The organism is Kribbibacterium absianum (genome assembly GCF_030067705.1).
GTDB classification, from domain to species: domain Bacteria; phylum Actinomycetota; class Coriobacteriia; order Coriobacteriales; family Atopobiaceae; genus Kribbibacterium; species Kribbibacterium absianum.
Map to the genome: position 1 here is coordinate 65,676 of NZ_JASJEX010000004.1, position 21,794 is coordinate 87,469.

Sequence of the window (21,794 nt, forward strand, 5' to 3'; positions counted from 1 at the left end):
GGGGCCGATGCGCCCAGCGCGTACGATGCAACGAGCTAACCGACCGAAATCAAAGGGGCCGGCCAATGAGCCTTTTCTACCACAGCACCCGCGGCTTCTCGGAACCCGTAACAAGCAAGCAAGCAATACTGGAGGGCATCGCGCCCGACGGCGGCCTGTTCGTCTCCGACGGCGTGCTGACGCCGTGCCTCGACCCCGCCCAGCTGCTCGCGAACGACTACGACGCCAACGCGCGCCTCGTGCTCGGCAAGCAGCTGCCGGACTTCTCGGAACAAGAGGTGGCCGGGTGCGTGCGCCGGGCGTACACCGGGACCTTCGACTCGCCCGCCGTCACACCGGTGACGGCCGTCGGCGACGACTGGCTCCTGGAGCTCTTCCACGGGCCCACGAGCGCGTTCAAGGACGTCGCGCTCCAGATGCTCCCGCAGCTCATGGGCGTCGCGCGCCAGGGCGACGGCCGCGAGGTCATGGTGGTGACGGCGACCTCGGGCGACACGGGCAAGGCGGCGCTCGCGGGCTTTACCGACAAGCCCGGCACCGGCGTGTGCGTCTTCTATCCCGACGGCGGCGTGAGCGACGTCCAACGCCTGCAGATGGTCACCCAGGCCGGCGACAACGTGGCGGTGTGCGCGGTGTCCGGCACCTTTGACGACGCGCAGACGCAGGTCAAGCGCGCCTTCGGCGACCGCGCGCTCGCCGAGCGGCTGGCCGAGAAGGGCCAGGTGCTCTCGAGCGCCAACTCCATCAACGTGGGGCGCCTGGCCCCACAGGTGACCTACTACCTCGACGCCTATCTGCAGCTGGTGCGGACGGGCGCGCTCGAACTGGGCGACGAGCTGGACTTCTTCGTGCCCACGGGCAACTTCGGCGACGTGCTGGCCGGCTACTACGCCAAGCGCATGGGACTGCCGGTCGGCCGCCTCGTGGTGTGCTCCAACGCCAACGACGTGCTCTACGACTTCCTCCGCACGGGCGTCTACGACAGGCGCCGCGACTTCCACAGGACCATCTCGCCCTCGATGGACATCCTCGTGTCGAGCAACCTGGAGCGCCTCCTGTACCTCGCGAGCGACGGCGACGTGGAGCTGGTCTCGTCCTTGATGCGGGACCTCGCCGAGAAGGGCGTGTACACCGTTCCCGAGCGCCTGATGGAGCAGGTCCGTGCGAGCTTCTCCTGCGGACGCGCCGACGACGAGAGGACCCGCGCCACGATCGGCCGCACCTGGCGGGAGGAGGGCGTGCTGCTCGACCCCCACACGGGCGTGGCCAAGGCCGTAATGGACGAGACAGAGCCAAGCGGCCATGTGCGGGTGGCGCTGGCCACGGCGAGCCCGTTCAAGTTCTCGCGCTCCGTGCTGCAGGCCATCGGCGAGGATGACTCGAGCCTGAGCGACTTCCAGTGCATGGACGTGCTGGCCGAGCGGACGGGGCTCACGCCGCCCGCGCAGCTCTCGGACCTGCGAGAGCGCGAGGTGCGCTTCACGGACGTCATCGCGCCCGAGGAGGTGCCGGCGTACGTCGAGCAGGCCTGCGCCCGCGTCTTCGGGACCGCACGCGAGGTGGCCGCGTCCTCGGAGGTCTGTGAGTGAGCGCCGTGCTGGAAAGGCCGCTGACCGTCGCGGTGCCGGCCACGAGCGCGAACCTGGGGCCCGGGTTCGATTGCCTCGGCCTCGCGCTGACGCTCGAGAACACCTTCACCTTCGCGCCGGCGCCCGAGACGGACTTCTCGGGGTGCCCGCCGCGCTTTGCCGACACGCACAACCTGGCCTGGCGCACGTTCAACGAGACGCGCGCGTCACTCGGACTGCCCCCGCAAACGGTCGCACTGTCGCAGACCGTGGGCGTGCCGCTGTCCGGCGGCCTGGGGTCGTCGTCCACCTGCATCGTGGCCGGAGTGGCGGCCGGTCTCGCGAGCGCGGGGCTCCCATGGGACCGGGAGGAGACGCTGCGCCGCGCGTGCGCCATCGAGGGACACCCGGACAACGTGGCGCCGGCCGTGTGCGGCGGCCTCACCGCGTCCTTCGTGACGGAGGGCGAGGTCACGTGCCTACAGAGCGACGTGGCTCCCGAATGGCGGTTCGTCGTGATCTCTCCCCCGTACGAGGTGCGCACGGAGGACGCTCGGCGCGCGTTGCCGGCGACCGTCGCGCACGCCGACGCCGCGCGCCAGCTGGGTCGGTGCTTCGGGGTGGTGCGCGCCTTGGAGCGCGGGGACGGCGCCCTGCTCGGCCGTGCCTCACACGACCGGCTCCACGAGCCCTACCGGAGGCCACTGATCCGTGACTACGATGCCTGCCGTGAGGCCTGCCTCGACGCCGGCGCCTGCGCGTTCTGGATCAGCGGCTCTGGGTCCTCGATGGTGGCGGCGTGCCTTGGCGACGCCTCTGCCGCGAACGTGCTGGCAGCCGTTCCGGACGGGCTCCCCGTCCGCGTCCTCCGCGCGCAGACCGCCGGGACGTCTATCGCACCCTGCGATGTGTAAAAGGTGTAAAAGGGGACGGAGCGGTTCTTCACGTCATTTCCTGATTGATATCAGGCGCGAAACCACGTGACAAATTGCTACGTCCCCAATTGCACGTGTTTGCGACGCAGCGCCGTGGCCAGCCACGCGAGCAAGAGGCCGGTGGCGCAGCCGCTCATGTCGAGCAGCATGTCCGCGACCATGCCGGCCCGGCCGGGCACGAAGAGCTGAATCGTCTCGTCGGCGACGGGAACGCAGGCGTACACGACGGCAGCGGCGACCGCGCGCCGAACCCGTTCACGCCCGTGCGTCCGCCACGGCCCGAACGCGAGCGACGCCAGCACCCCGAGCACGAGATACTCCAAGAAGTGCGCCGTCTTGCGCACGATGAACGTCATTGTGTCGGCATCGGTCACGCCCAGGGCCTCGAACAGCCACCGAACGCGCTCGACCACCCACAGGCTCTGGCCGGACGACTCGTCGCCGCCGTACAGCGAACGCGACCACACGAAGAGCACCCACAGCACAAGGGCCGCTGCCCACCACCGGGAGCCCGGCCTCGTGCGCGTTGTGTGTCCGTTGCTTCGAGAAACCATGACCTACCGAGACGCCGCCAGTACCTTCAGCGCTCGTGCCCCGACCTTGGGGCTCACAGCGGCGAACTCGCTCGAGACCAAGAAGTCCACATAGCTGCTCGTGTCGGTCACCTCGGGATGCCCGGCGGGCGCGCGGAACCCCAAGTGGCGGGTGCTGCGTTCCAGGCCGTCCGGCTCGTCGAGCGTGTCGCCCCCGCCCACAAGGTCGGCGAAGTCCACCCTGGTTCCCGTCACGAGGTTGTCGTCGAAGTGCTCGTCGAGCGCCTCGAGCGCGATGTCCCAGGCGTCGCGGTCGTACTCGCGCGGCGGCTCCTCGGGGAACGCTTCCGGCTCCATCGTCGGGATGCGCTTGGCGATGTCGGCCGCGCGACGCACGTTCGGCCGCCCCATCGGCTCCTGGCCCTTGGCGTACGAACGCGACTCACCGGTGTTGCCAGCGGTCGCAGATGCGCGCGGGGTCGAACGTTCCGGATACACGAATGGCAGGTCGAAGGCCGCGCTCGAGTCCAGGCCGGACTTCCGGTACTCACTGGCCGTCTGCTCGACGTCCGGGATGGCCTTGCCGAGGTCGCGGCTGATCTCGAGCCCGTCCTCCTCCACCGCGTTCTCCCACCAGGAGGTGCCGACGTCGCCCACCGAGCCATCGGCCCGCTGGATCATCGGCAGGTCTTCCATCATGTCGAAGGAGAGGCGCTCCTGCAGCACCTTCGCAACGCCCTTGGACAGCGTGAGCATCCGCTGACGGAACGTCTCGCGCTCCACGTACTCGCTCGCGACGTCCTCGTAGTCCAGATCCACCGCAGTATGGATCCCCGTCTGGGCGGCCGTCGCCCGTTTCTCGGAGAGCGGATCGGCCACGGGCTGCTGGGACGAAGCCATCGACTCGGCCGGCTCGTCCCAGTCGAGCGTGGGCACGCGGGACTCCCACTCCCGAACATCGGCGAACGGGGCGTCATCCCGGAGCTTCGGCTCCACGAGCGCCTCAAGCCCGGAGCGCTCGAACGTCTCCGACTCGGCGGCCGCAGCGACGTCCTCCGTCGCCGTGGCAACGCTCGGAATGAGGCCGCTGTCCTCCGGGTCGAGGGACAGCGACGACGTGTTCGTGACCTCCTCGTGGGCGCGCCAGGCGGCGACGGCCTCGAGCGTCGGCCTCGCGCCGGAACCGGATGCCGCGTGACGGCCCACCGTCTCGGGAAGCGAGTCCGCAAGGGTCTCGGCGAGCCGCGCCTCGAGCTCGGCCATACGGGCGGCGGTCTCGCGCCGTTCCTGGCGCAGGTACAGAAGCGAGCAGCCACCGGCGACAAGAGCGCCCGCGACGGCGCCCACTGCTCCGGACACGGCCGGCGCGATTACCGACGAGCCCGCGGGCTGGGCCACGGCCACGACAGGCACCGACCACAGGGCGGCGCCCGCCAAGCCGGCGAAGATGGCTCTTGATTTGAAATCGGCGACCATGGGCCTTCCCTCTCGAGCGCTCGCGGGGCGACGCAGGGAAAAACCGGTTCCGGTCGTTAGGCGTCCCCTCGGTGCCCGGGGACGAGAAGAAGCAACGGCTGGGTGGGTTTTAGCTGCGGTTACCGTCGCGCATGATTCTTTTGCGTTGTCCAGCACTATAGCGCAGGTTGCCCGCACGCACGGCCGGCCTGCCTTCTTCCGGGCACTCGCTCTGTACCCATTGACCGCCGGTCGTGGCGCCCGAGACAGCGCGCGGCGATCCGTTCATTCTCTGAAACCTAAGCAAACCGGGGGCGCCGAACCCGGACGCTGGGTACCTGTCGAACAGCGGCGCCTCGTCAACGGCGCCCCGAGCGCCCGTTCGCAGTCAGGAGGAAACCGTGCGAAACATCGCCATCGTCACCGGAGCGTCGTCCGGCCTGGGAGAGGACTTCGTCAAGTTGCTGGACGCCGGCTCGGGAGGGCCGCTCGACGAGATCTGGCTCATCGCCCGCAAGAAGGAGCAGCTCGACGCCGTCGCGGCCAAGCTGTCCACGCCATCGCGCGTGATGCCGCTCGACCTCACGGACCCAGCGAGCTTCACGGCGGTCGAGGACGCGCTCAAGGCCGAGGACGACCCCAATGTGCAGTGGCTCTTCAACTGCGCCGGCTTCGGGAAGTTCGGCGACTTCGAGTCCATCGGCCGGGAGCAGAACGCCAACATGGTGAGGCTCAACTGTCTCGCGGTGCTGGAGATGAGCTACGTGAGCCTGCCCTTCATGCACGCCGGGTCGCGCATCGTGAACATCGCGAGCGCCGCCGCCCTCGTGCCGCAGCCGGGCCTCTCCACCTACGGCGCCACCAAGCGCTTCGTGCTCGACCTGTCCCGCGCCCTCAACTTCGAGCTGGACGGCACCGGCATCCACGTGAGCGCCGTGTGCCCCAAGTTCATGCACACGCGCTTCCTCGACGACCCGGGCAACCAGGCCGAGGTGCGCCACTTCACCTGGATCGGCTTCGAGGACGCCGACGCCTGCGCGGCCACCGCGCTCCGCAAGGCGATACGGGGCAAGGACTGCATCTTCACGAGCCCCGACGTGGCCCTGATGAACATCGCCTGCAAGCTGCTGCCGGTGGACCTGGTCATGGCCATCGAGCGCGCCATCGGCAACTGGTACGCGAAGGCGGCGTAGCCAAGAAGAAACGCCCTGCGATGCCGAGCACCGCAGGGCGTTTCCCATATGACCGCGTCCGAGCGTCGGGCGCCCTAGTCCATGTAGTCCGTCTTGGCGGCCTTCTTCGCGCTCCGGATCAGGAACTCCTCGTTCGTCGCCGTCTGTTTGAGCCCCTTCACGAGCGACGCCTCGGCCCGCTCCGCGTTGTTCATGTTCGCGAGCACGCGGCGCAGCCCCCACACAAACGGGGCCATCTGCGGCGACATGAGCAGGTCCTCGTTGCGGGTGCCCGACGCCACCGGGTCCACGGCCGGGAAGATGCGCTTGTCGGCCAGCTCGCGGTCCAGCTTGAGCTCCATGTTGCCGGTGCCCTTGAACTCCTCGAAGATCACCTCGTCCATCTTGGATCCGGTGTCCACGAGCGCGGAGGCGATGATCGTGAGCGAGCCGCCGTTCTCGATGTTGCGCGCCGCGCCCAGGAAGCGTTTGGGCGGGTAGAGGGCGGCGGAGTCGACGCCGCCGGACAGGATGCGGCCGGAGGCGGGCGCGGCAAGGTTGTAGGCACGAGCCAGACGTGTGATGGAGTCGAGGACCACCACGACGTCCTCCCCTTGCTCCACCAGGCGCTTCGCGCGCTCGATCACCAGCTCGGCCACCTTGGTGTGGTTGTCCGCGGGCATGTCGAAGGTCGAGGCCACGACGTCGCCCTTGATGGAGCGCTGCATGTCCGTGACCTCTTCGGGACGCTCGTCCACCAGAAGGCAGATGAGGTGCACCTCCGGGTTGTTGTGCGCGATGGACTGGCATATGTGCTTGAGCACCGTGGTCTTGCCCGCCTTGGGCGGGCTCACGATGAGGCCGCGCTGCCCCTTGCCGATGGGCGCGACGAGGTCGATCACACGACCGGTGATCGAGGTCTGGCCGTTCTCCATCTTGAGCCGCTCGTTGGGATAGATGGGCGTGAGGTCGCGGAAGCGCGGCCGACCCTTGGCCTCTTCCGGCGCCTTGCCATTGACCGCGGTGATGTGCGCGAGCGGCGGGAACTTGTTGCCGGGCGCCGCAGGTCGCACGGTGCCCTCGACATAGTCGCCGGGGCGCAGGCCCCACTGGCGGATCATGTTCTGCTGCACGAAGGCGTCGTCCTCGCCCTGCATGTAGGCGTCCGTGCGGATGAAGCCGAAGTTGTCGTTGGCTATCTCGAGAATGCCGGCCACGGGGCGGAATCCCTCGGCCCGCGCGGCGGCGTCGTACACGGCGTCGACGAGCTCGGCCTTGCGCAGCCCCTGGGGCGCGACGCCCACCTCGGCCGCCTTGGCGCGCAGCTCGGCCACCTTCATGCCCTCGAGTTCCTCGCGCGTGAGGGACGGCGCGGCCGGCTGCTTCTTGTGCCGGCTGCCACGGTCGTTGCGGTTGTTCTTGTTGCGGTTGTTGCGACCACCCTGGCCGCTCGCGTTCTGGCCCCCGCCGTTTTGCCCACCGCCCTGCTTGCGGTCGCGGCGCTGAGGGTCGGGGCGCTCCTCGTTCTTGGGCCTCTCGTCACGGGGCTTTTCGTCACGGGGCCGCTCGTCGGCCTTGGAGCCGTCGCCCTGCGGCTTCTCGGGCTTCTGGTCTTCCCCGTTGCTCTCCGACGGCGCCGCGGACGCCTCGACACCCGTCTCGCTCTGGGGCTTCTCCTCGTCGGGGCCGCTCTTCTTGCGGGTGCGCCGAGCGCGTTTGGGCTTCTCGGGGGCCGGCTCGACCGGCGCTTCGGCCTCGGGTGTCGCGGCCTCGCCCTCCTGGGCCCCGTCCTCCGCCTTCTTCGCGCGAGGCTTTCGCGCGCGCTTCGGCTTCTCAGGGGCTGCCTCCGCCGGAGCCTCCGAACCCGCATGCTCCACCGGCGCCTCCCCCTCGGAAGGGGTCTCGGCCTTCTTCACCCGAGGCTTTCGCGTGCGCTTGGGCTTCTCGGGCGCAGACCCCCCGACAGGAGTCGGGGCCACGTTCTCGGGGGCCGGAGCGCCCGATGCCTCGTCCAAAGGAAGGGTGGGATTGTCGTCTGCCATCGGGGGATTCCTCTCTGCCGCGGACTGCGGCCGGGACACAAAAGCACGCAAGCAAGCAGGGGGTCGGCGTCACGCACGACGGTTCAGGCCCCCCAAAGAACAAGGAGGGCGCCGCTATGCTCAGGGAAGGAAGGGGCGAACAAGGATGCAACCTCACGTCGCCCGTCGGGGGGATGGTACCACAGCGTAGGATGCCCGTTCCCCGACTTTTCAATCCTGCAGCTCCGCGCGGTCAAAAAAGCGGCGCAACGGACGGCGGCCGCCCCTCCCAAGAGGGGCGGCCGCCGGGGACGTTCTGGCGCGCAGCGTTGCGAGGCCTCTGCGCTAGCCCTCTTTCGAGCTGCGGCGCGTGCGGCGCACCACGATCTGGTTCACGCGGTCCGCAAGCTCGAGCGCGCGCTCCTTGCCGGCCGGCAGCAGGCTCACCTGCAGCGTGCGGGTGGCGTCGGGCGTCGCGCGGTTGCGCTCGACCAGGCCGTTGTCCACCAGGCTCGAGACCGACATCGAGACCGTGGGCTGCAAAAGGCCCAACGTGCGCACGATCTGCGACACGGACAGCGAGTCCTCGCCGCTCATCTGGAGCGCCAGCAGCACGAGGTCGCCGGACATGCAGAAGACGGTGCCCATCGCGTCGATGAACTTGCAGATGCGCTCGGGGCTCGAGCGGTGCAGCGGCGCACCGTTCTGGATGTGGTCGCAGACCTCGCGGGTCAAGCGGTCCTTGACCTCGATGCCCTTCTCGGAGATCGCGCAGCAGACGTTGCGGCGGTCCTGCGTGCCCTCGTGGCGCGTGATGAGGCCGAGACGCGCCAAGTGGTTGGTGCGGTGCGTCATCGTCGGGCGCAGCACGCCCTGGTAGTCCGCGATCTCGGACGTCTTGAGCTCCTCGCCCGCCTCGTAAAGGTGGCAGAGGATAGCCAGCTCCTCAAAGGTCAGCCGCTCCGACGCGGGCGTCTCCTGCCGGACGATGTTGCACGCGCATCGAACGCTCATGAACTCGCGCAGTTCCATGTAAGCCCCTCCCCAAGTAAGGTGCCATCTTCCCAGGAATCAGATAAATGACGATTCCCACTTTACCCAAACACAGCATATCAACCCGATAAAGCGGCGCCCCCGGAAAACGCCACAGCCCCGAGAGCCCTGCAGGGCGCATAGCGTCGTGTTCGCTGGCCGCCACCTCAACAAACCTCATGGTTTTGGTTCCATGGATAATCGCGACAACAGTTGCCCTGTTCTTACGATTAGCATACAGAACCGAACCATAAGGGAATCTTGGCTCAAATAGGCTGCATGTACATAGACATATGGCCTTAAGGTCGGCGGAAACATGGACGAACCGTGCAACCGCTGCACTTTTGAGCCCGCGCCAAGAGGAAGCGCCGCCCCGCTGCACGCGGGACGGCGCCGTTGGGAAACGTGCCAGCCTGGGCGCTACTCGACGACCTCGACGGTCTCCTCGCGATACATGGCGTCGGGAGCGGAGACGCCGATTAGCGTGAGCGCCACCTCGAGGTTGATGCGCACGGCGTCGACCAGGGCGAGGCGCGCCTTGGAGAGGGCCTCGTCCATCGGCTTCCCCTCCCGCGGAAGGATCTGGCACTCGCCATAGAAGCGGTGGAACTCGCTCGCCAGCTCCTGCACGTAGTGGGTCAGACGGAACGGTGCGCGATCGCGGGCGCAGCTGATGATGAGGTCCTGGAACTTGGACATCGTGCGCGCGATCGCGGCCTCCGTGGGCTCCAGGAGCAACGACAGGTCCGGGTCGGGCCCGATCGCCTTGTCGGCGACGGCCTCCATGCCCATCTCCTCGGCCTCCTCCACCGTCACGCCGGCCGCGCGGCGCAGGATCGAGCAGATACGCGCGTGCGCGTACTGCACGTAGTACACCGGGTTGGTGGAGTCCTGTTTCTTGACGGCCTCGATGTCGAAGTCGATGGTCTGGTTGGAGGAGCGGCTGATGAGGGTGTAGCGGGTCGCGTCGGGGCCGGCCTCGTCGAGCAGCTCGTCGAAGGCGATCATCGTGCCGCGGCGCTTGGACATGCGCACCGGCTCGCCGTTGCGGAGCAGGTTCACGAACTGGCCGAGCAGCACCTCGTACTTGCCGGGGTAGCCCATCGCCGCCGCTGCGGCCTGCACGCGCTTGATGTAGCCGTGATGGTCGGCGCCGAGGATGTTGATCTCGTAGTCGTATTCGGTCATCTTGTCCCAGGTGTAGGCCACGTCGGAGGCGAAGTAGGTGTACTCGCCGTTGGACTTCTGGACCACGCGGTCCTTGTCGTCGCCGAACTCCGTGGTCTTGACCCAGAGCGCGTTGTCGTCGGTGCGGTAGAGGAGGTTCTGGTCCTCGAGCATCTTGAAGGTGCGCTCGATGGGCGACGTGCCCGTCTCGTCCTTCACGTAGAAGAGGCGCTCGGACTTCCAGTTGTCGAAGTCGCAACGGGCGTTGTGGCAGGTCTCCTTGATGCGGCCGAGCTGCATCTGGTAACCGCGCTCACGGAACTCCGGCGCGCGCACCTCCTCCTCGACGTCCGCCCACTTGTCGCCGTCGACGTCGTAGAACTCCTTGGCGAGCGTGATGATGTAGTCGCCGCCGTAGGAGTTGCCGCCGAGCTTCTCGTTGAACGCGTCCATGTAGGGGTGCAGCTCGGGGTGCGCGTCGTCCTCGTCGTCCACGTAGGCCTCGCGGTCGGCCAGGAGCAGCTCCACGGCCTCGTCGGCCGTCTTGCCCTGCTCGCGCATGACCTCCACCAGCTGCAGGTAGCGCTCGGAGATGGAGTTGCCGAAGACGTCCATCTGGGAGCCGTGGTCGTTCACGTAGTACTCGCGCTGGACGTCGTAGCCGGCGAAGTCGAGCACGTTGCAGAGCGAGTCGCCGATGGCGGCCCAGCGGCCGTGGCCGATGTGGAGCGGGCCGGTGGGGTTGGCGGAGATGAACTCCACCTGGACCTTCTCGCCGTGGCCGTAGTCGGAGCGGCCGAAGTCCTGGCCCTTCTGGCGCGCCTCGGCGATGATCTCGTTGTGGGCAGCGGTGTTGAGATAGAAGTTGATGAATCCGGGGCCGGCAATCTCGACCTTCTCGACCTCCGTGGACTCCGGCATGTGCTCGACGATGGCCGCGGCGATCTTGGGCGGCGCCATGTGCGCGAGACGGGCGGAGCGCAGCGCGACGGTGGACGTCCACTCGCCGTGGGACGTGTCGGCCGGTCGCTCGACGCCGGCGTCCTTCACCTGGAACTCCGGCAGCGCTCCGGCAGCCTGGGCTGCGGCAATGGCCTGCAGCACAAGGCCTTCGATGGTCTCGGGCATGGAAACGTCCTTTCTGTTGCGCGACACAAAGATGCTTCAGGAGTGTACCACGCGAAAAGCGGCCCCTCCCTCGCAGGAAAGGCCGCCCGTTGCCCGTCGAGCGCGGTGTCGCGCACGCCCCTTGGACCCTCGCCGCTCACGCGGCCGGGTTGCCGCCGCGCTCGCGCTCCTCGCGGGCGAGCCGCTGGCGCAGGTCCGCCAGCCCGGGCTCGAGCCCCACGGGATAGAACTGCGGGTTCAGGAACCGCCTCGTGGCGGGGTCCAGGTACCGGAGCGCCGTGCGGCAGCGGTCGCGCGCCTCGGCGATCGTGCCGCCCTCGCCCGTGTCGCGGCCGTTGCGCACCATGGACACGAGCACGTCCTCGGGCACGGCGCGGGAGAAGTCGTACTCGGTCACCGGATCGAGCACGTCCACGGCATGGCCGGCCTTCTCAGGCATGACGTGCGCGTCGTCGAGGATCACGTCGCCCACGGGCACGCCTTCGACGTCGCGATAGCGCACGAGGCGCTGCACGCCGGGGATGGTGCGCTTGTAGGCCATCTCCGAGACCTTCATCGTGGGCGTCCAAGCCTCGTCGTCCTCCGCCCGGTAGGCCGAGAGCTTGTACACGCCGCCGAGCGACGGCTGCGGGTCCGCCGTTGCGAGCTTCGTGCCCACGCCGAACGAGTCGATGGGCGCCCCCTGCGCGAAGAGGCTCTGGATCGTGTACTCGTCGAGGTCGTTCGAGGCGCTGATCTTGACGTAGCCGAGCCCCTCCTCGTCGAAGCGCCTGCGCGCCATCTTGGAAAGCTTGGCCAAGTCGCCCGAGTCGATGCGCACGGCGCTCAGGCGCTCCCCCGCCGCCTCCATCTCCTTGGCGACGACGATGGCGTCCTCGACGCCCTGCGCCACGTCATAGGTGTCGAGGAGCAGCACGCAGTTCTTGGGGCTCGACTTCGCGAACGCGCGGAAGGCCTCCAGCTGCGTCGGGAAGGCCATGACCCAGCTGTGGGCGTGCGTCCCGAAGACCGGGATGCCGTACACCTTGCCGGCCAGCACGTTGGACGTGGAGGCGCAGCCACCGATGTAGCTGGCGCGCGCCACGGTGAGGCCGCCGTCAGGCCCCTGCGCGCGGCGCAGGCCGAAGTCGCTCACCACGTGGCCCTCGGCCGCCTGCACCACGCGCGCGGCCTTGGTGGCGATGAGCGTCTGGAAGTTCACGAGGTTGAGCAGCGCGGTCTCGATGAGCTGGCACGCAATGATCGGGCCCTCGACGCGCACCAACGGCTCGCGCGGGAACACGAGGTCGCCCTCGCGGACGGCCCAGATGTCGAGGTCCGGCTCAAAGCCGGCCAAGTAGTCGAGGAACCCCTCTTTGAACATCGGGCCCCCGCCGGGCGCCTGGAGGGTGCGCAGGTAGGCGATGGAGTCCTCCGTGAAACGGAAGTTCTCGACCATCTCGCCGATCTGCCCCGTGCCGCAGGCCACGGCGTACCCACCGTGGAACGGGTTCTCGCGGAAGAACACCGTGAAGCAGGCGCGATTGGAGGCCATGCCCTCCTCCCAGAACCCTTGGGCCATCGTGAGCTCGTAGAGGTCGGTGTTGAGGGCGACGTCGGTGGGAACGGTGCCGTCGGTGAGTGACATGGTGCCTCCCGGTCGAAAGGGGCTGGTTCGCGTACGCACAACATGAGACAAAGCTGACTCTTTGTTCTGTCTCATCGGGCGTTGTCTACTTGGGGGCCGTGACCACGTACCAAATGGCGGCGATGAAGAGCACGGCGCAGATGACCAACAGGATCTTCTGGGCCGCGGGCATCCTCATGTCGTCGCCCGGCTCCATCTTCTGACGGGCCGCCTCCACGCGGGCCGCATGGGCCGCGTCGTCCTCGTGCGCGGCCTTCTCGGCGCGGAGCTGCTCCAGCTCGGCGCGCTCGCGAGCCGCGGCGGCCGCAGCCTCGCGCTGCTCCTTCTCGGCGCGGAGCTGTTCCAGCTCGGCGCGCTCCTGGTCGCTCAAGCCATTGTCAGGGCTGGCCATGGCACTCCTTAGGTCGAAGGCGCCCCTTTGGAGGGGCGCAGTGTATGAGCCTAAACCAAAACGGGCGCCGCCGGCATCCCAGCGGCGCCCGTTTCACGGGTCCTCATATGAAGAGACGCCCCGTCGCACGCCTACAGCGCGTCGGTGCCGGCCTCCTCGGCCAGCTCGCGCTTGGCCTCATCGGCCTCGCGAACGTCCTCGAGCCGCTGCTCCTCGACGCCCTCGAAGCGCTCACACTCGTGCTTCTCCTCCTGGTCGTGCATGGTGCGCACGGAGTGCTCCCGCTGCATCTCCTCCTTGCCGCCGATGCCGCTGCGGTTGTTGAGGGGCTCGTCGTAGATACGTGCCATGGTGTGTCTCTCCTCGTTCAGTGTCGGTGGGCGCAGCGCCCGTTGAGCTCTCAGGGGCTGGTACCCCACCTCAGGGGTTGTTAGCTACCGCATCTCGGTCTCGTCGCGGTCGGCCTGATAGACCGAGTCGTACACGGTCTGGCGCAGGTAGGCCTCCTCCTCGTTGTCGACCATGTCGCGCTTGGCGGCCTTGAGGGTCTCCTTCTCCACCCCGTCGGCCTTGTGGCGGTCGTCCAACGCGGCCTGCTCGGCCTCGGTCAGCTCCTTGGGCCGGGTGAGGTGCTTGGACTCGGTCGTCTCTTCCTGACGGTCGAAATAATCGAACATGACTGCCTCCCTGGGTCGTCACAAACCTTGTTGTCGCTGGAGTCCCTATACCCCTCCCTCATGACCCCATCCCGAAGGCTCCCTTGCAAAAGGGCCGCCGACAAACCCGACAAAGCCAGCAGGGTTGACGGTTGACAGGCGCACGCCGTTGCCCGATACTGCATTCCTGCGTTTGCGCCTGGGGACGTAGCTCAGCTGGGAGAGCGCTGCCGTCGCATGGCAGAGGCCGAGGGTTCGATTCCCTTCGTCTCCACCAGGATTGATCAGGGACCCCACGGGGTCCCTTTTTTGTGCGCCGCCGAGAGGAGCCGCCCGTGGACCTGTCGTTCGATGCCTACCGCTCGTGCCGCCTCTGCCCGCGCCGGTGCGGCGTCGACCGCACGACGGGCCAGGGCGGCCGCTGCCGTGAGGGCGCGACGGTCCACGCGGCTCGCTCTGCGCTCCACTACTGGGAAGAGCCCCCCATCTCGGGCGAGGCGGGCTCGGGGGCCGTCTTCTTCTCGGGATGCCCGCTCGGGTGCGTCTACTGCCAGAACCACGAGATCTCATGCGGCCTCGCGGGCCTCGAGGTGACGCCGGCGCGGCTGGCCGCCATGATGCTCGAGCTCCAGAGCCAGGGGGCGCTCAACATCAACCTCGTCACCGGGCTGCACTTCGCCCCGACCGTCGCGGCGGCCGTCGCGCGCGCCCGGGACCTCGGCCTCACGGTGCCCGTCGTCGCCAACACGAGCGGCTACGAGCTGCCCGAGCTGATCCGAGCACTCGCCGACACCGTGGACATCTGGCTCACCGACTTCAAGTACGCGAGCAACGAGCTGGCCCGGCGCCTCTCCGCCGCGCCCGACTACCCGGAGGTGGCCGACCGTGCCCTCTCCGCGATGCTCGAGAACCTCCGCGACGCCGGTGGCCGCCTTGAGACCGAGGAGGGCGCGCTTCAGCGCGGAATCGTCGTGCGGCACCTCGTCCTGCCCGGGCACGCGGACGACTCCTGCGCGGTGCTCGACCGCGTCTGGTCCCTCTGCGGCAACGAGGCGGACCTCTCCGTCATGAACCAGTACACGCCCAACGCGGCCTGCCGTGCGCGCGGGGGCGAGCTGGCGCGCAGCGTCTCGCCCGAGGAGTACGAGGCCGTCCTCGACCACGCGGACGACCTCGGCTTCGAGCGCCTCTGGTGGCAGCAGGGCGGCACCGTGGACGAGAGCTTCGTGCCAGCGTTCGACGCCGAGGGCGTGCGGGGGCCGGAGGTTCCCTGGTAGGGGGCGCTAGCCCGGTCGTGTCCGTTATTTTCAGACAACAACTTATGTTCAACGGACTGTTCTTCCAGCGACTTCGCTGATATCCTGAAGTCCGTTTGAAGCCCTCTCGACCCCCTGCGGGACGCGCAGGGCCGTCGCGGCCAGCAGGTCGCACAGGACCCAAGGAGGACCATGACCGAGCCCGACGTGTCCGTCATCGTCCCGGTGCCTGAGGACGCCTCAGCGCTCCCCGACACCATCGTCTCCGCGCTCAGCTCCTCTGGCGTGAGCGTGGAGGTGATCGTCGTGGCGGGGTCGCTCGCGCCGAAGACCGGGAGTGCCGCGCGCGCCCTCTGCTCGGACCCGCGCACCCTCTTGTTGACGAGCGACGTGCCCACAGGGCCGCTCGAGGCACGCCGACGGGGGCTCGAGGCCGCCCGGGGCCGATGGGTCACGTTCCTGGATCCGGGGCACGAGCTGACGCACGACGGGCTCGCCTGCGCCGTGCGGTGCGCAGAGAGCCATGGGGCGAAGCTCGCGATGCCGTCGTCCGGGGACGACCGCCTCGTGCCCGACGGCTCAGTGGTGCACGCCGTGTTCTCGGAAGGAGCGGCGCCGCTCTCGCTCTCCGGGGCCGTCGCCCGTCGCGACCTCGCGGCCCGCGCCTTCGATGACCTGCCGTGCGCCTCGGTTCCCCGGGAGTCGGGCATCGTCGCGCTCTTCGCGCTCTGCTACGAGGCGCCCGGCCTCTCGCTCTGCTCGGACCCCGTCGTTGCCCCGGTCGCAGCGCCGTCTCGGTCGCGCTTCCCCCTTGAACAGTTCCGTTCCGGGTGCCTGGCCTCGCAGGCCGCAGGCGCGGTGGGGCGCGTCATTAGCCGAAAGAACGACTGGGACTGCCACCGGAGCGACTACCAGGCCCTCGTGCTGCGGCTTCTGGAACCGCTGGTCGCGCCCTTCCCGGGCAACGTCCCCCCTGAGAGCCGGGGCGCGGCGTTCGAGGCGCTCGCGGAGGCGTGGCCGGCGCCGGAGCTTGCAGCCGCCGTGGCCCATTGGAAACTGGGCGCCGGGGCCGACGACGGTCTCACGGCGCTCCTTGAGGCGGCGTCAAAGGCCCGTCTGACGAGCGGCCCCGAGAGCGGCCGGGTGTCCTCCGTCGCCCTGCTCTCCCCTTCTGGCTGCGACCCGGCGTCCTTCGAGCTGGAGCGCCAGGTGGAGAGTTGCGCGCTGCTCGGCGTCGAGGCCTCCGTCCTCGCCGACGCCGGGCTGCCCGTCCCTGACGCACCGGCGGCCGCGCTCCCGGCCTGGAAGGTCGGCGACTCGTACCTTCCACGCGCCCGGGCGCTCGTCCGTGCCGTGCGAGAGCACGGCGTCGACGCTCTCGCCGCGCCGTTGACGGGTTCTCCGACCCTGGCCCTCGACCTGTTGTGCGCCCGCCTCGCAGGAGTCCCGACGGTGCTGCTCGCGCCCCAGGGCGCCGCGTCCCTGCTCGGGACCCCCAGCTGCCCGGAGGGGCCCACGGCGCCCGAGCTGCTCCGCGTTGCCCAAGCGGCCGAAGTGATCGGGTGCCCGACCCCGAGGAACGCCCGGTTCTGGTCCTATGCCGCCCCTGAGGCGGCGGTGGTGCCGGTCGAGCCGGGAGAAGGAGCACAGGAGTACTGGAGCCGGCTCTTCGACGCGCTGGAGGAGTCGCCCGACCTCGACTTCCTGCCGCCGCGCGCGTCGGTCTTCTCCACCGAGGCAGCTGCGGTCGCGCGCGCCTTCCGCCCCTCCGAGCCGACCTCTCCGGCCGCGGCCGCCGAGCGCATCCGCGAGCTTGAGGAACAGGCCGCGCTCCTCGAGGCCCGTCTGGCCGCCGCGCACAACGAGGCCCGCAGTCTTCGCCGACAGCTCGTGGAAGCAGGCATGCTCCCGGCCGGAGCACCGTTCGCCCCGGACCGCCCGAGCGAGGACTGGGACTGACCGCCGCTCCCGCCGGTCCGCCCCTCCCCTCCTGCGAGGCGACGGCCTCGTGGGGTACCATGGCTCACACCCCTCAAAACGCCGCTCAAACACACTCTGCGAGGTGGAACCATGGACTTTGATGTGTCCGTCGTCATCCGTGCCCAGGACTCGGAAGACCTGCTGGTGGAGGCAGCCCGGAGCGCCCTGTCCCAAGAGGGCGTCGCGGTCGAGGTCGCGCTCGTGGACGATTGCTCCCAGGACGGGACGGCCCGCGTGGCGGCCGAGCTCTCGCTCGAGGACCCCGAGCGGGTGCGCGTGGTATCACATCTCGAGCCGCAGGGTCGGCTCGAGAGCTACCGCTCGGGCCTCAGGGCCAGCCATGGCCCCCGCGTCCTGCTGATGGACGCCGAGGACCGGATCGCGCCCGGTGCGTTGGCCAGGATGGTCGCCGCGGCCGACGAGGCGCAGGCCAACGCGCTCGTCGCCTCGGTCGCCTATGTCTCCGATTCCCCCGAGCCCTCCTCCAACGACGAGACCGGCCACCAGGCCCGGGTGGTCTCCCCGCTGCTCCAGACCATCGAGGGCGAGGATGTGGCGCACGCCCTCTTCCGCGACCGGACCGTGCCCGCGACCCTCAAGGGACGTCTCTTCGACACCGAGCTTGCCCGGCGCGCGCTGGCGGAGGTCGAGCGCAACCGCCTCGCCGACCACGACGACGCGGCCGGCTCCTTCATCCTTGCCACGATGACCGAGCGCATGGCCGTGCGCCCCGACATCCGCTCGCTCGACATCGCCGAGGCGCGCCACGAGGGGCCCATGCCGCTCGAGGACTTCGAGGCCATCTGCGCGAACCGAGCCACTGCGGAGGTGGTGGTCGACCACCTCAACCGCACCGAGCAGTGGGAACGGTTCTTCGCGGACTGGGAGGGCCTCGCGCTCATGCTCTGCGAGGAGGCGGTGTCGCGCTTCCCGGACGGCCTGGCGCCCGAGGACCTGCCGCGAGCAGCCGATGCGATGGTGGAGGCCTGGGGAGCGCCGTACCTTGCGGCGGCTGCGGCCGACCTCGGCGACCGTGACCTCGCCCAGCTGGCCATCGGGCTCGGAGCCGCCCCGGGCCTGGCCCCGAAGGGCAGCCGCCCGGAGCGTCTCGGTATCCTCGTGCGCCAGGGAAACGACCTCGCCGACGTCCTGAAGGTCTACGACGCGGTGGCCGGGCGCCGCACCTCCTGCGTGTTCATCACCGAGCAGGACGTGCCGCTCCCTGAGACGCTCACCCGCATAGCGACGCTGCCGGCCCACCAGGCCGTGCTCGCGCGTGGCCGCTCGCTAGCCCACGAGCTGGAGAAGGCCGGCGTGGACGGCCTCATCCTGTGGGAGGGGCCGCGCGAGGGAGCGTACGACGAGCTCGTGGCCCGGGCCCTCCGAATGCCGGTCGCCCTCCTCGCCGCCGGCGAGCACACGTCACCGGCCGAGTACTGCGACGTGGCCGCGCAGGTGGCGCTCGCGACCAACGTCATCCCCGCCAACGGCGTCGAAGGGGAGCTCTGGAACCTCCTCGGCGCCCGCAGTGGGAGCCTGCGCGGGCTGGTGAGCCAGATGGCCCTCGGAACCACCACCCGCGCCGACACGGACTCCCGGACCCTCGCCTCCCGGCTCGTCGCGACAGTGCGCGAGCAAGACTCGCGGGCGCAGGCGCTCCAGACGTCGGCGACCGAGGCCCTCGACGCCAACGAGCGGCTAGAGGCCGAGAACCGTTCCCTTAGGGACCGGGTGGCCGACCTCGAGCGACGCCTCGACAACGCCTGCGCCGAACGCGACGAGTTCCACGCGGCGCTCGACGCCGAGCAGAACGCGGGGGTGCTCAAGCGCGTCTTCAAGCGGGGCAAGGCCGAGAAGACCGGCTGAGCAGACCCCCAACGGTACAGAGCGTGCGCCCCGACGCGAGCGGGTGCCGGGGCGCACGCCTCAGAGGCCGTTCAACGCCGAGGTCTTGGGGTAGGCAAGGTGCGCCTCGTCGATGCCGACGAGCGCGCGGTCCAGGTACCGTTGGGCCTCCCAGCGCGCCATGGGCAGGTTGATGTCAAGGTAGTTGCCACAGTCGTGGGCGTTCGCCCCCGGCACGTCCCCTTCATAGCCAGCGGCCCATGAGAAGAGGTCGGTCACCACAGGCACGAGGTCAGAGGCATCCCACTCGCCGAAGACGGCCAGGTAGAAGCCGGTTCGGCACCCCATCGGCCCAAAGTACACGACCCGCTCGCCCCACTCGGGGTGATTCCGGAGGAACGTCGCCCCCAGATGCTCGAGCGCATGGACGGCAGCCGTGTCCATGGCGGGCTCTCGGTTGGGGGCTGTCATGCGAAGGTCGAACGTCGTGACGCAGACGTCGCCGCACCGGTCACGTCGGGACACGTAGAGCCCCGGCTCCAACGCCTCGTGGTCCACCGTGAAGCTCGCGATCTTCTCCATCGCAGACGTCCTCCTCCGCTCGTCGACCTGCCTCCGGAGAAGTGTAGCCGCCATGTGTCCATCGGTCCTTCAAGGGTCGTGGGTAGGCTGGTGACGAGCAGAGAGGAGCCATCCGTGACGAGCGAGGGACGCCAGGACCACAGGGACGTGCACACGCCCCAGCCGACCATGACCGTACGGCGCGCGCCGACGCCGGCGCCCCCGGCATCGACCGAGCCCGAGAAGCGAGGCGGTTGGTTCAGCGACCTGTCCGTGCCGCAGATTCTGGCCGGCGCGCTCGCGGCCGTGACCTCGATGCTCCTCACGAACCAGATCGGCATCGCCGGCTCGGTGATCGGCGTCGCGGTGGGCTCGGTGGTCTCCGCCGTGTCGAGCTCGGTGTACAAGCGGGCCGTCGCCCGGTCGGCCGACCGCCTCAAGGAGATGGTCGTCGAACGCGAGCCGGGCCAGACGACCGTGCGACCAGGCGCGACCCACGGGACGTCCGCCGCGTCCGACAACCCGTACCTCGCGCCCTCGGGATCGATGGACGCGAGCGGCGCCCGGATCGCGCCCCAAGAGCTCCGCGACCGAGCCCGGAGACGGAGCCATCGCACCGCGGCCAAGGTCACTTTGGAGGCGATCGGGGTCGCCGTCGCCTCCGCGCTCGCTGCCGTGGCCGTCTATGCGGCCGTGGTGAGCGTGGCGACCCATGGCAACGGCATCGGCACCAAGGCCCCCATCGTGTCCACGAGCCGACAGACGACCACGGACTCTGAACCCGAGGATGCGGCCGGCACCAACGGCAGCTCCAAGGACGGGTCGGCGGCCACGTCCAGCGACACGAAGGGGACGTCAAGCTCGACCACGACCAGCCAGGACGTGTCCTCAAATGCCAGCTCCTCGACCACAGGGGGCGGCTCCGCTGGCTCGACGAGCAGCTCCGGCACCACGCCGAACGGCTCGGCGGGAACCGGCAACAGCTCGGGGAACCCCGGCAGTGGCACGACGACCGGCTCCGGGGCCGGCTCGAGCTCCTCGACCGGCTCGACATCCGGCTCGGGCGCTAATCCGAGTGGGAGCGCCGGCGCGGCCGGATCCGGTTCCACGACAGACAGCGCCACCGGATCCGCGGGCGCGTCGGGCTCTGCGGCCACCACCGGCTAGCTCATCCCCAGTCGCCGTCCCGGCGCAGGCCCCCGTCGAGGTCCGCGAAGTAGTCGCGCTGCGGGAAGAGGTCGGGCCTGCCCGGGTTCAAGCGTTCTGCATAGGCCATGAAGTAGTCGTCCGTCATCGACGCGATGAAGTCCACCACGGTCTGGTCCGGGTCCGAGCGCCAGTCATAGGTGCGGCCATAGTGCGCCGCCTCAGCCAAAAGCGGCCTCACGTGGTGCGCGAGAATCGGCGACGCGGGGTTCCCGGACGCCAGGTCCTCGAGGCATGCGCCGTACATCTGCGCGAAGAGTCCCTCCACGTGGCCCTCCATCGGGCCGTGCACCTCGTGCTTCTCGTAGATCTTCTCACCGTTCTCGCGCTTGGCGCGCTTGAGCTCGCGAAAGCCCTCCTGGCTCATCTCGATGCGCGAGCCGCCCAGGCTGTTCTCGACCACGTCCGCGATGAACGCGTCGAGGGCCCAGCTGTTGTACGCGCCCCCGAGGCCGTCGTCGAACGCCGCAGCCGGCACGTGCCCCGCACGTATCGCGTCCTGACGGTCCTTGCCCACATAGGCGATGATGTCGGAGATGCGGACCACACAGCCCTCGAGCGTCATCGGGCGCAGCTGGGCAACAGCCGCGGGGCCCTCCCTGCGACAGCGCTCAACCACCTCGTCGAACTCGTCAAAGGTCGCCAGGCCGCTGGTCTCGAACACCCGCTGCTCGCACTCGCCGTTGTGGCAGAGGACGCCGTCGAGGGTCTGGAGCGTGAGGTTCCGTGGGTAGAGGACGTCGAGGACCCGCACGCTGTGCACGTTGTGGAAGAACCAGCGGCCGGTGCGCTCGTGGTACACGTCGTTGAGGAAGCGCTCGCCGGCATGGCCGAACGGCGTGTGGCCGATGTCGTGGCCGATCGCGATGGCCTCGATGAGGTCCGTGTTGAGCCCGAGAGCGCGACCGATGTCCTGCGCCACCCGGTTCACGAGCTGGGCGTGCAGCCCCCGCCTGGTGAGGTCGTCGTCCGCACGGAAGCTGAATACCTGGGTCTTTCCGGTGAGGCGGTTGTACGCCGGCGTGTGGAGGATCTTCTCCGTGTCACGAAGGAACGCCGGCCGGAGCGGCGTCGGCTCGTCGCGCGCCTCGAGCGTCCGACGCAGGGCGGCCTGGTCCGGTGTCCCGAGGGCTCCTCTCGGCCCCGCACAGATCCGAGCGACACGATCCTGGGCCGCGCCGTCGAGACCGACCGGCAGGTCCGGAGCCATCACGTTGACCGTTCCGGCCACACGCCCATAGGAACGCTCCATGGCCGCCTC

18 protein-coding genes and 1 tRNA gene are annotated in these 21,794 nt (G+C 69.2%); 8 read left to right on the forward strand and 11 right to left on the reverse strand.

All coding sequences use genetic code 11. The features are described 5' to 3' along the window. Nucleotides 1-65 precede the first annotated feature (65 nt). Entirely contained in the window at nt 66-1,589 is a 1,524-nt protein-coding gene (gene thrC, locus QJ043_RS08200; protein ID WP_283713206.1) for a threonine synthase, read from the forward strand. Then, nucleotides 1,586-2,482, forward strand: a complete 897-nt coding sequence (gene thrB, locus QJ043_RS08205; RefSeq protein ID WP_283713208.1) for a homoserine kinase — start codon at nt 1,586-1,588, stop codon at nt 2,480-2,482. The genes thrC and thrB overlap by 4 nt, the downstream gene beginning before the upstream one ends. Nucleotides 2,483-2,559: 77 nt before the next feature. Here the strand turns inward: thrB and QJ043_RS08210 are convergent, their stop codons facing one another. Continuing rightward, nucleotides 2,560-3,057: a VanZ family protein gene (locus QJ043_RS08210; protein WP_283722796.1), complete on the reverse strand. Its 498-nt coding sequence runs from the start codon at nt 3,055-3,057 to the stop codon at nt 2,560-2,562. Nucleotides 3,058-3,060: 3 nt separating this feature from the next. Further along, nucleotides 3,061-4,512 (reverse strand): hypothetical protein, encoded by a 1,452-nt coding sequence (locus QJ043_RS08215; RefSeq protein WP_283713211.1) that lies wholly within the window; start codon nt 4,510-4,512, stop codon nt 3,061-3,063. Nucleotides 4,513-4,892: 380 nt separating this feature from the next. On the opposite strand from QJ043_RS08215, the gene QJ043_RS08220 reads away from it, so the two are divergent. Then, nucleotides 4,893-5,684 (forward strand): SDR family NAD(P)-dependent oxidoreductase, encoded by a 792-nt coding sequence (locus QJ043_RS08220; RefSeq protein ID WP_283713212.1) that lies wholly within the window; start codon nt 4,893-4,895, stop codon nt 5,682-5,684. A 74-nt stretch (nt 5,685-5,758) separates the two neighbouring features. Here the strand turns inward: QJ043_RS08220 and rho are convergent, their stop codons facing one another. The 7 genes from rho to QJ043_RS08255 form a co-directional block, all read right to left on the reverse strand. Further along, the gene (gene rho, locus QJ043_RS08225) at nt 5,759-7,705 is read right to left on the reverse strand and encodes a transcription termination factor Rho (protein WP_283713214.1); all 1,947 of its coding nucleotides are present in this window, start codon (nt 7,703-7,705) and stop codon (nt 5,759-5,761) included. Nucleotides 7,706-8,029: 324 nt separating this feature from the next. Beyond that, nucleotides 8,030-8,716 (reverse strand): MarR family transcriptional regulator, encoded by a 687-nt coding sequence (locus tag QJ043_RS08230; protein WP_283713215.1) that lies wholly within the window; start codon nt 8,714-8,716, stop codon nt 8,030-8,032. A gap of 420 nt (nt 8,717-9,136) precedes the next feature. Next, nucleotides 9,137-11,011: an arginine--tRNA ligase gene (gene argS / locus QJ043_RS08235; protein WP_283713216.1), complete on the reverse strand. Its 1,875-nt coding sequence runs from the start codon at nt 11,009-11,011 to the stop codon at nt 9,137-9,139. A gap of 136 nt (nt 11,012-11,147) precedes the next feature. Beyond that, entirely contained in the window at nt 11,148-12,638 is a 1,491-nt protein-coding gene (locus tag QJ043_RS08240) for a nicotinate phosphoribosyltransferase (RefSeq protein WP_283713217.1), read from the reverse strand. A gap of 85 nt (nt 12,639-12,723) precedes the next feature. Beyond that, complete coding sequence (locus QJ043_RS08245) at nt 12,724-13,029, reverse strand: hypothetical protein (protein WP_283713219.1); 306 nt, start codon at nt 13,027-13,029, stop codon at nt 12,724-12,726. A 131-nt stretch (nt 13,030-13,160) separates the two neighbouring features. After that, nucleotides 13,161-13,379, reverse strand: a complete 219-nt coding sequence (locus QJ043_RS08250; protein ID WP_283713220.1) for a hypothetical protein — start codon at nt 13,377-13,379, stop codon at nt 13,161-13,163. 84 nt (nt 13,380-13,463) lie between these two features. Then, on the reverse strand, nt 13,464-13,706 hold the full coding sequence (locus QJ043_RS08255) for a hypothetical protein (RefSeq protein ID WP_283713221.1): 243 nt from the start codon (nt 13,704-13,706) through the stop codon (nt 13,464-13,466). A 180-nt stretch (nt 13,707-13,886) separates the two neighbouring features. Here QJ043_RS08255 and QJ043_RS08260 point away from each other — a divergent pair. From QJ043_RS08260 to QJ043_RS08275, 4 genes are all read left to right on the forward strand, one after another. Beyond that, a tRNA-Ala gene (locus QJ043_RS08260) sits at nt 13,887-13,962 on the forward strand. A 58-nt stretch (nt 13,963-14,020) separates the two neighbouring features. Further along, nucleotides 14,021-14,962: a radical SAM protein gene (locus tag QJ043_RS08265; RefSeq protein WP_283713222.1), complete on the forward strand. Its 942-nt coding sequence runs from the start codon at nt 14,021-14,023 to the stop codon at nt 14,960-14,962. A 171-nt stretch (nt 14,963-15,133) separates the two neighbouring features. Then, nucleotides 15,134-16,900: a glycosyltransferase family 2 protein gene (locus tag QJ043_RS08270; RefSeq protein WP_283713223.1), complete on the forward strand. Its 1,767-nt coding sequence runs from the start codon at nt 15,134-15,136 to the stop codon at nt 16,898-16,900. Between the two features lie 111 nt (nt 16,901-17,011). Further along, nucleotides 17,012-18,787 (forward strand): glycosyltransferase family A protein, encoded by a 1,776-nt coding sequence (locus QJ043_RS08275; protein WP_283713224.1) that lies wholly within the window; start codon nt 17,012-17,014, stop codon nt 18,785-18,787. Between the two features lie 60 nt (nt 18,788-18,847). On the opposite strand, the gene QJ043_RS08280 is transcribed toward QJ043_RS08275, so the two are convergent. Next, nucleotides 18,848-19,348, reverse strand: coding sequence for an S-ribosylhomocysteine lyase (locus QJ043_RS08280; RefSeq protein ID WP_283713226.1), 501 nt, complete (start codon nt 19,346-19,348; stop codon nt 18,848-18,850). Between the two features lie 114 nt (nt 19,349-19,462). On the opposite strand from QJ043_RS08280, the gene QJ043_RS08285 reads away from it, so the two are divergent. Then, complete coding sequence (locus QJ043_RS08285; RefSeq protein WP_283713227.1) at nt 19,463-20,494, forward strand: hypothetical protein; 1,032 nt, start codon at nt 19,463-19,465, stop codon at nt 20,492-20,494. Nucleotide 20,495: 1 nt separating this feature from the next. Here QJ043_RS08285 and QJ043_RS08290 read toward each other — a convergent pair whose 3' ends face one another. Further along, nucleotides 20,496-21,785 (reverse strand): deoxyguanosinetriphosphate triphosphohydrolase family protein, encoded by a 1,290-nt coding sequence (locus QJ043_RS08290; protein ID WP_283713229.1) that lies wholly within the window; start codon nt 21,783-21,785, stop codon nt 20,496-20,498. Between the last annotated feature and the right edge of the window lie 9 nt (nt 21,786-21,794).

What these genes read in the sequence shown, in the direction of transcription:
- QJ043_RS08255 (WP_283713221.1), bottom strand. Translation starts at nt 13,706, where the DNA reads ATGTTCGATTATTTCGACCGTCAGGAAGAGACGACCGAGTCCAAGCAC.
- QJ043_RS08275 (WP_283713224.1), top strand. Translation starts at nt 17,012, where the DNA reads ATGGACTTTGATGTGTCCGTCGTCATCCGTGCCCAGGACTCGGAAGAC.
- QJ043_RS08210 (WP_283722796.1), bottom strand. Translation starts at nt 3,057, where the DNA reads ATGGTTTCTCGAAGCAACGGACACACAACGCGCACGAGGCCGGGCTCC.
- QJ043_RS08270 (WP_283713223.1), top strand. Translation starts at nt 15,134, where the DNA reads ATGACCGAGCCCGACGTGTCCGTCATCGTCCCGGTGCCTGAGGACGCC.
- QJ043_RS08245 (WP_283713219.1), bottom strand. Translation starts at nt 13,029, where the DNA reads ATGGCCAGCCCTGACAATGGCTTGAGCGACCAGGAGCGCGCCGAGCTG.
- rho (WP_283713214.1), bottom strand. Translation starts at nt 7,705, where the DNA reads ATGGCAGACGACAATCCCACCCTTCCTTTGGACGAGGCATCGGGCGCT.
- QJ043_RS08250 (WP_283713220.1), bottom strand. Translation starts at nt 13,379, where the DNA reads ATGGCACGTATCTACGACGAGCCCCTCAACAACCGCAGCGGCATCGGC.
- argS (WP_283713216.1), bottom strand. Translation starts at nt 11,011, where the DNA reads ATGCCCGAGACCATCGAAGGCCTTGTGCTGCAGGCCATTGCCGCAGCC.
- thrC (WP_283713206.1), top strand. Translation starts at nt 66, where the DNA reads ATGAGCCTTTTCTACCACAGCACCCGCGGCTTCTCGGAACCCGTAACA.
- QJ043_RS08290 (WP_283713229.1), bottom strand. Translation starts at nt 21,785, where the DNA reads ATGGAGCGTTCCTATGGGCGTGTGGCCGGAACGGTCAACGTGATGGCT.
- QJ043_RS08230 (WP_283713215.1), bottom strand. Translation starts at nt 8,716, where the DNA reads ATGGAACTGCGCGAGTTCATGAGCGTTCGATGCGCGTGCAACATCGTC.
- QJ043_RS08240 (WP_283713217.1), bottom strand. Translation starts at nt 12,638, where the DNA reads ATGTCACTCACCGACGGCACCGTTCCCACCGACGTCGCCCTCAACACC.
- QJ043_RS08215 (WP_283713211.1), bottom strand. Translation starts at nt 4,512, where the DNA reads ATGGTCGCCGATTTCAAATCAAGAGCCATCTTCGCCGGCTTGGCGGGC.
- QJ043_RS08280 (WP_283713226.1), bottom strand. Translation starts at nt 19,348, where the DNA reads ATGGAGAAGATCGCGAGCTTCACGGTGGACCACGAGGCGTTGGAGCCG.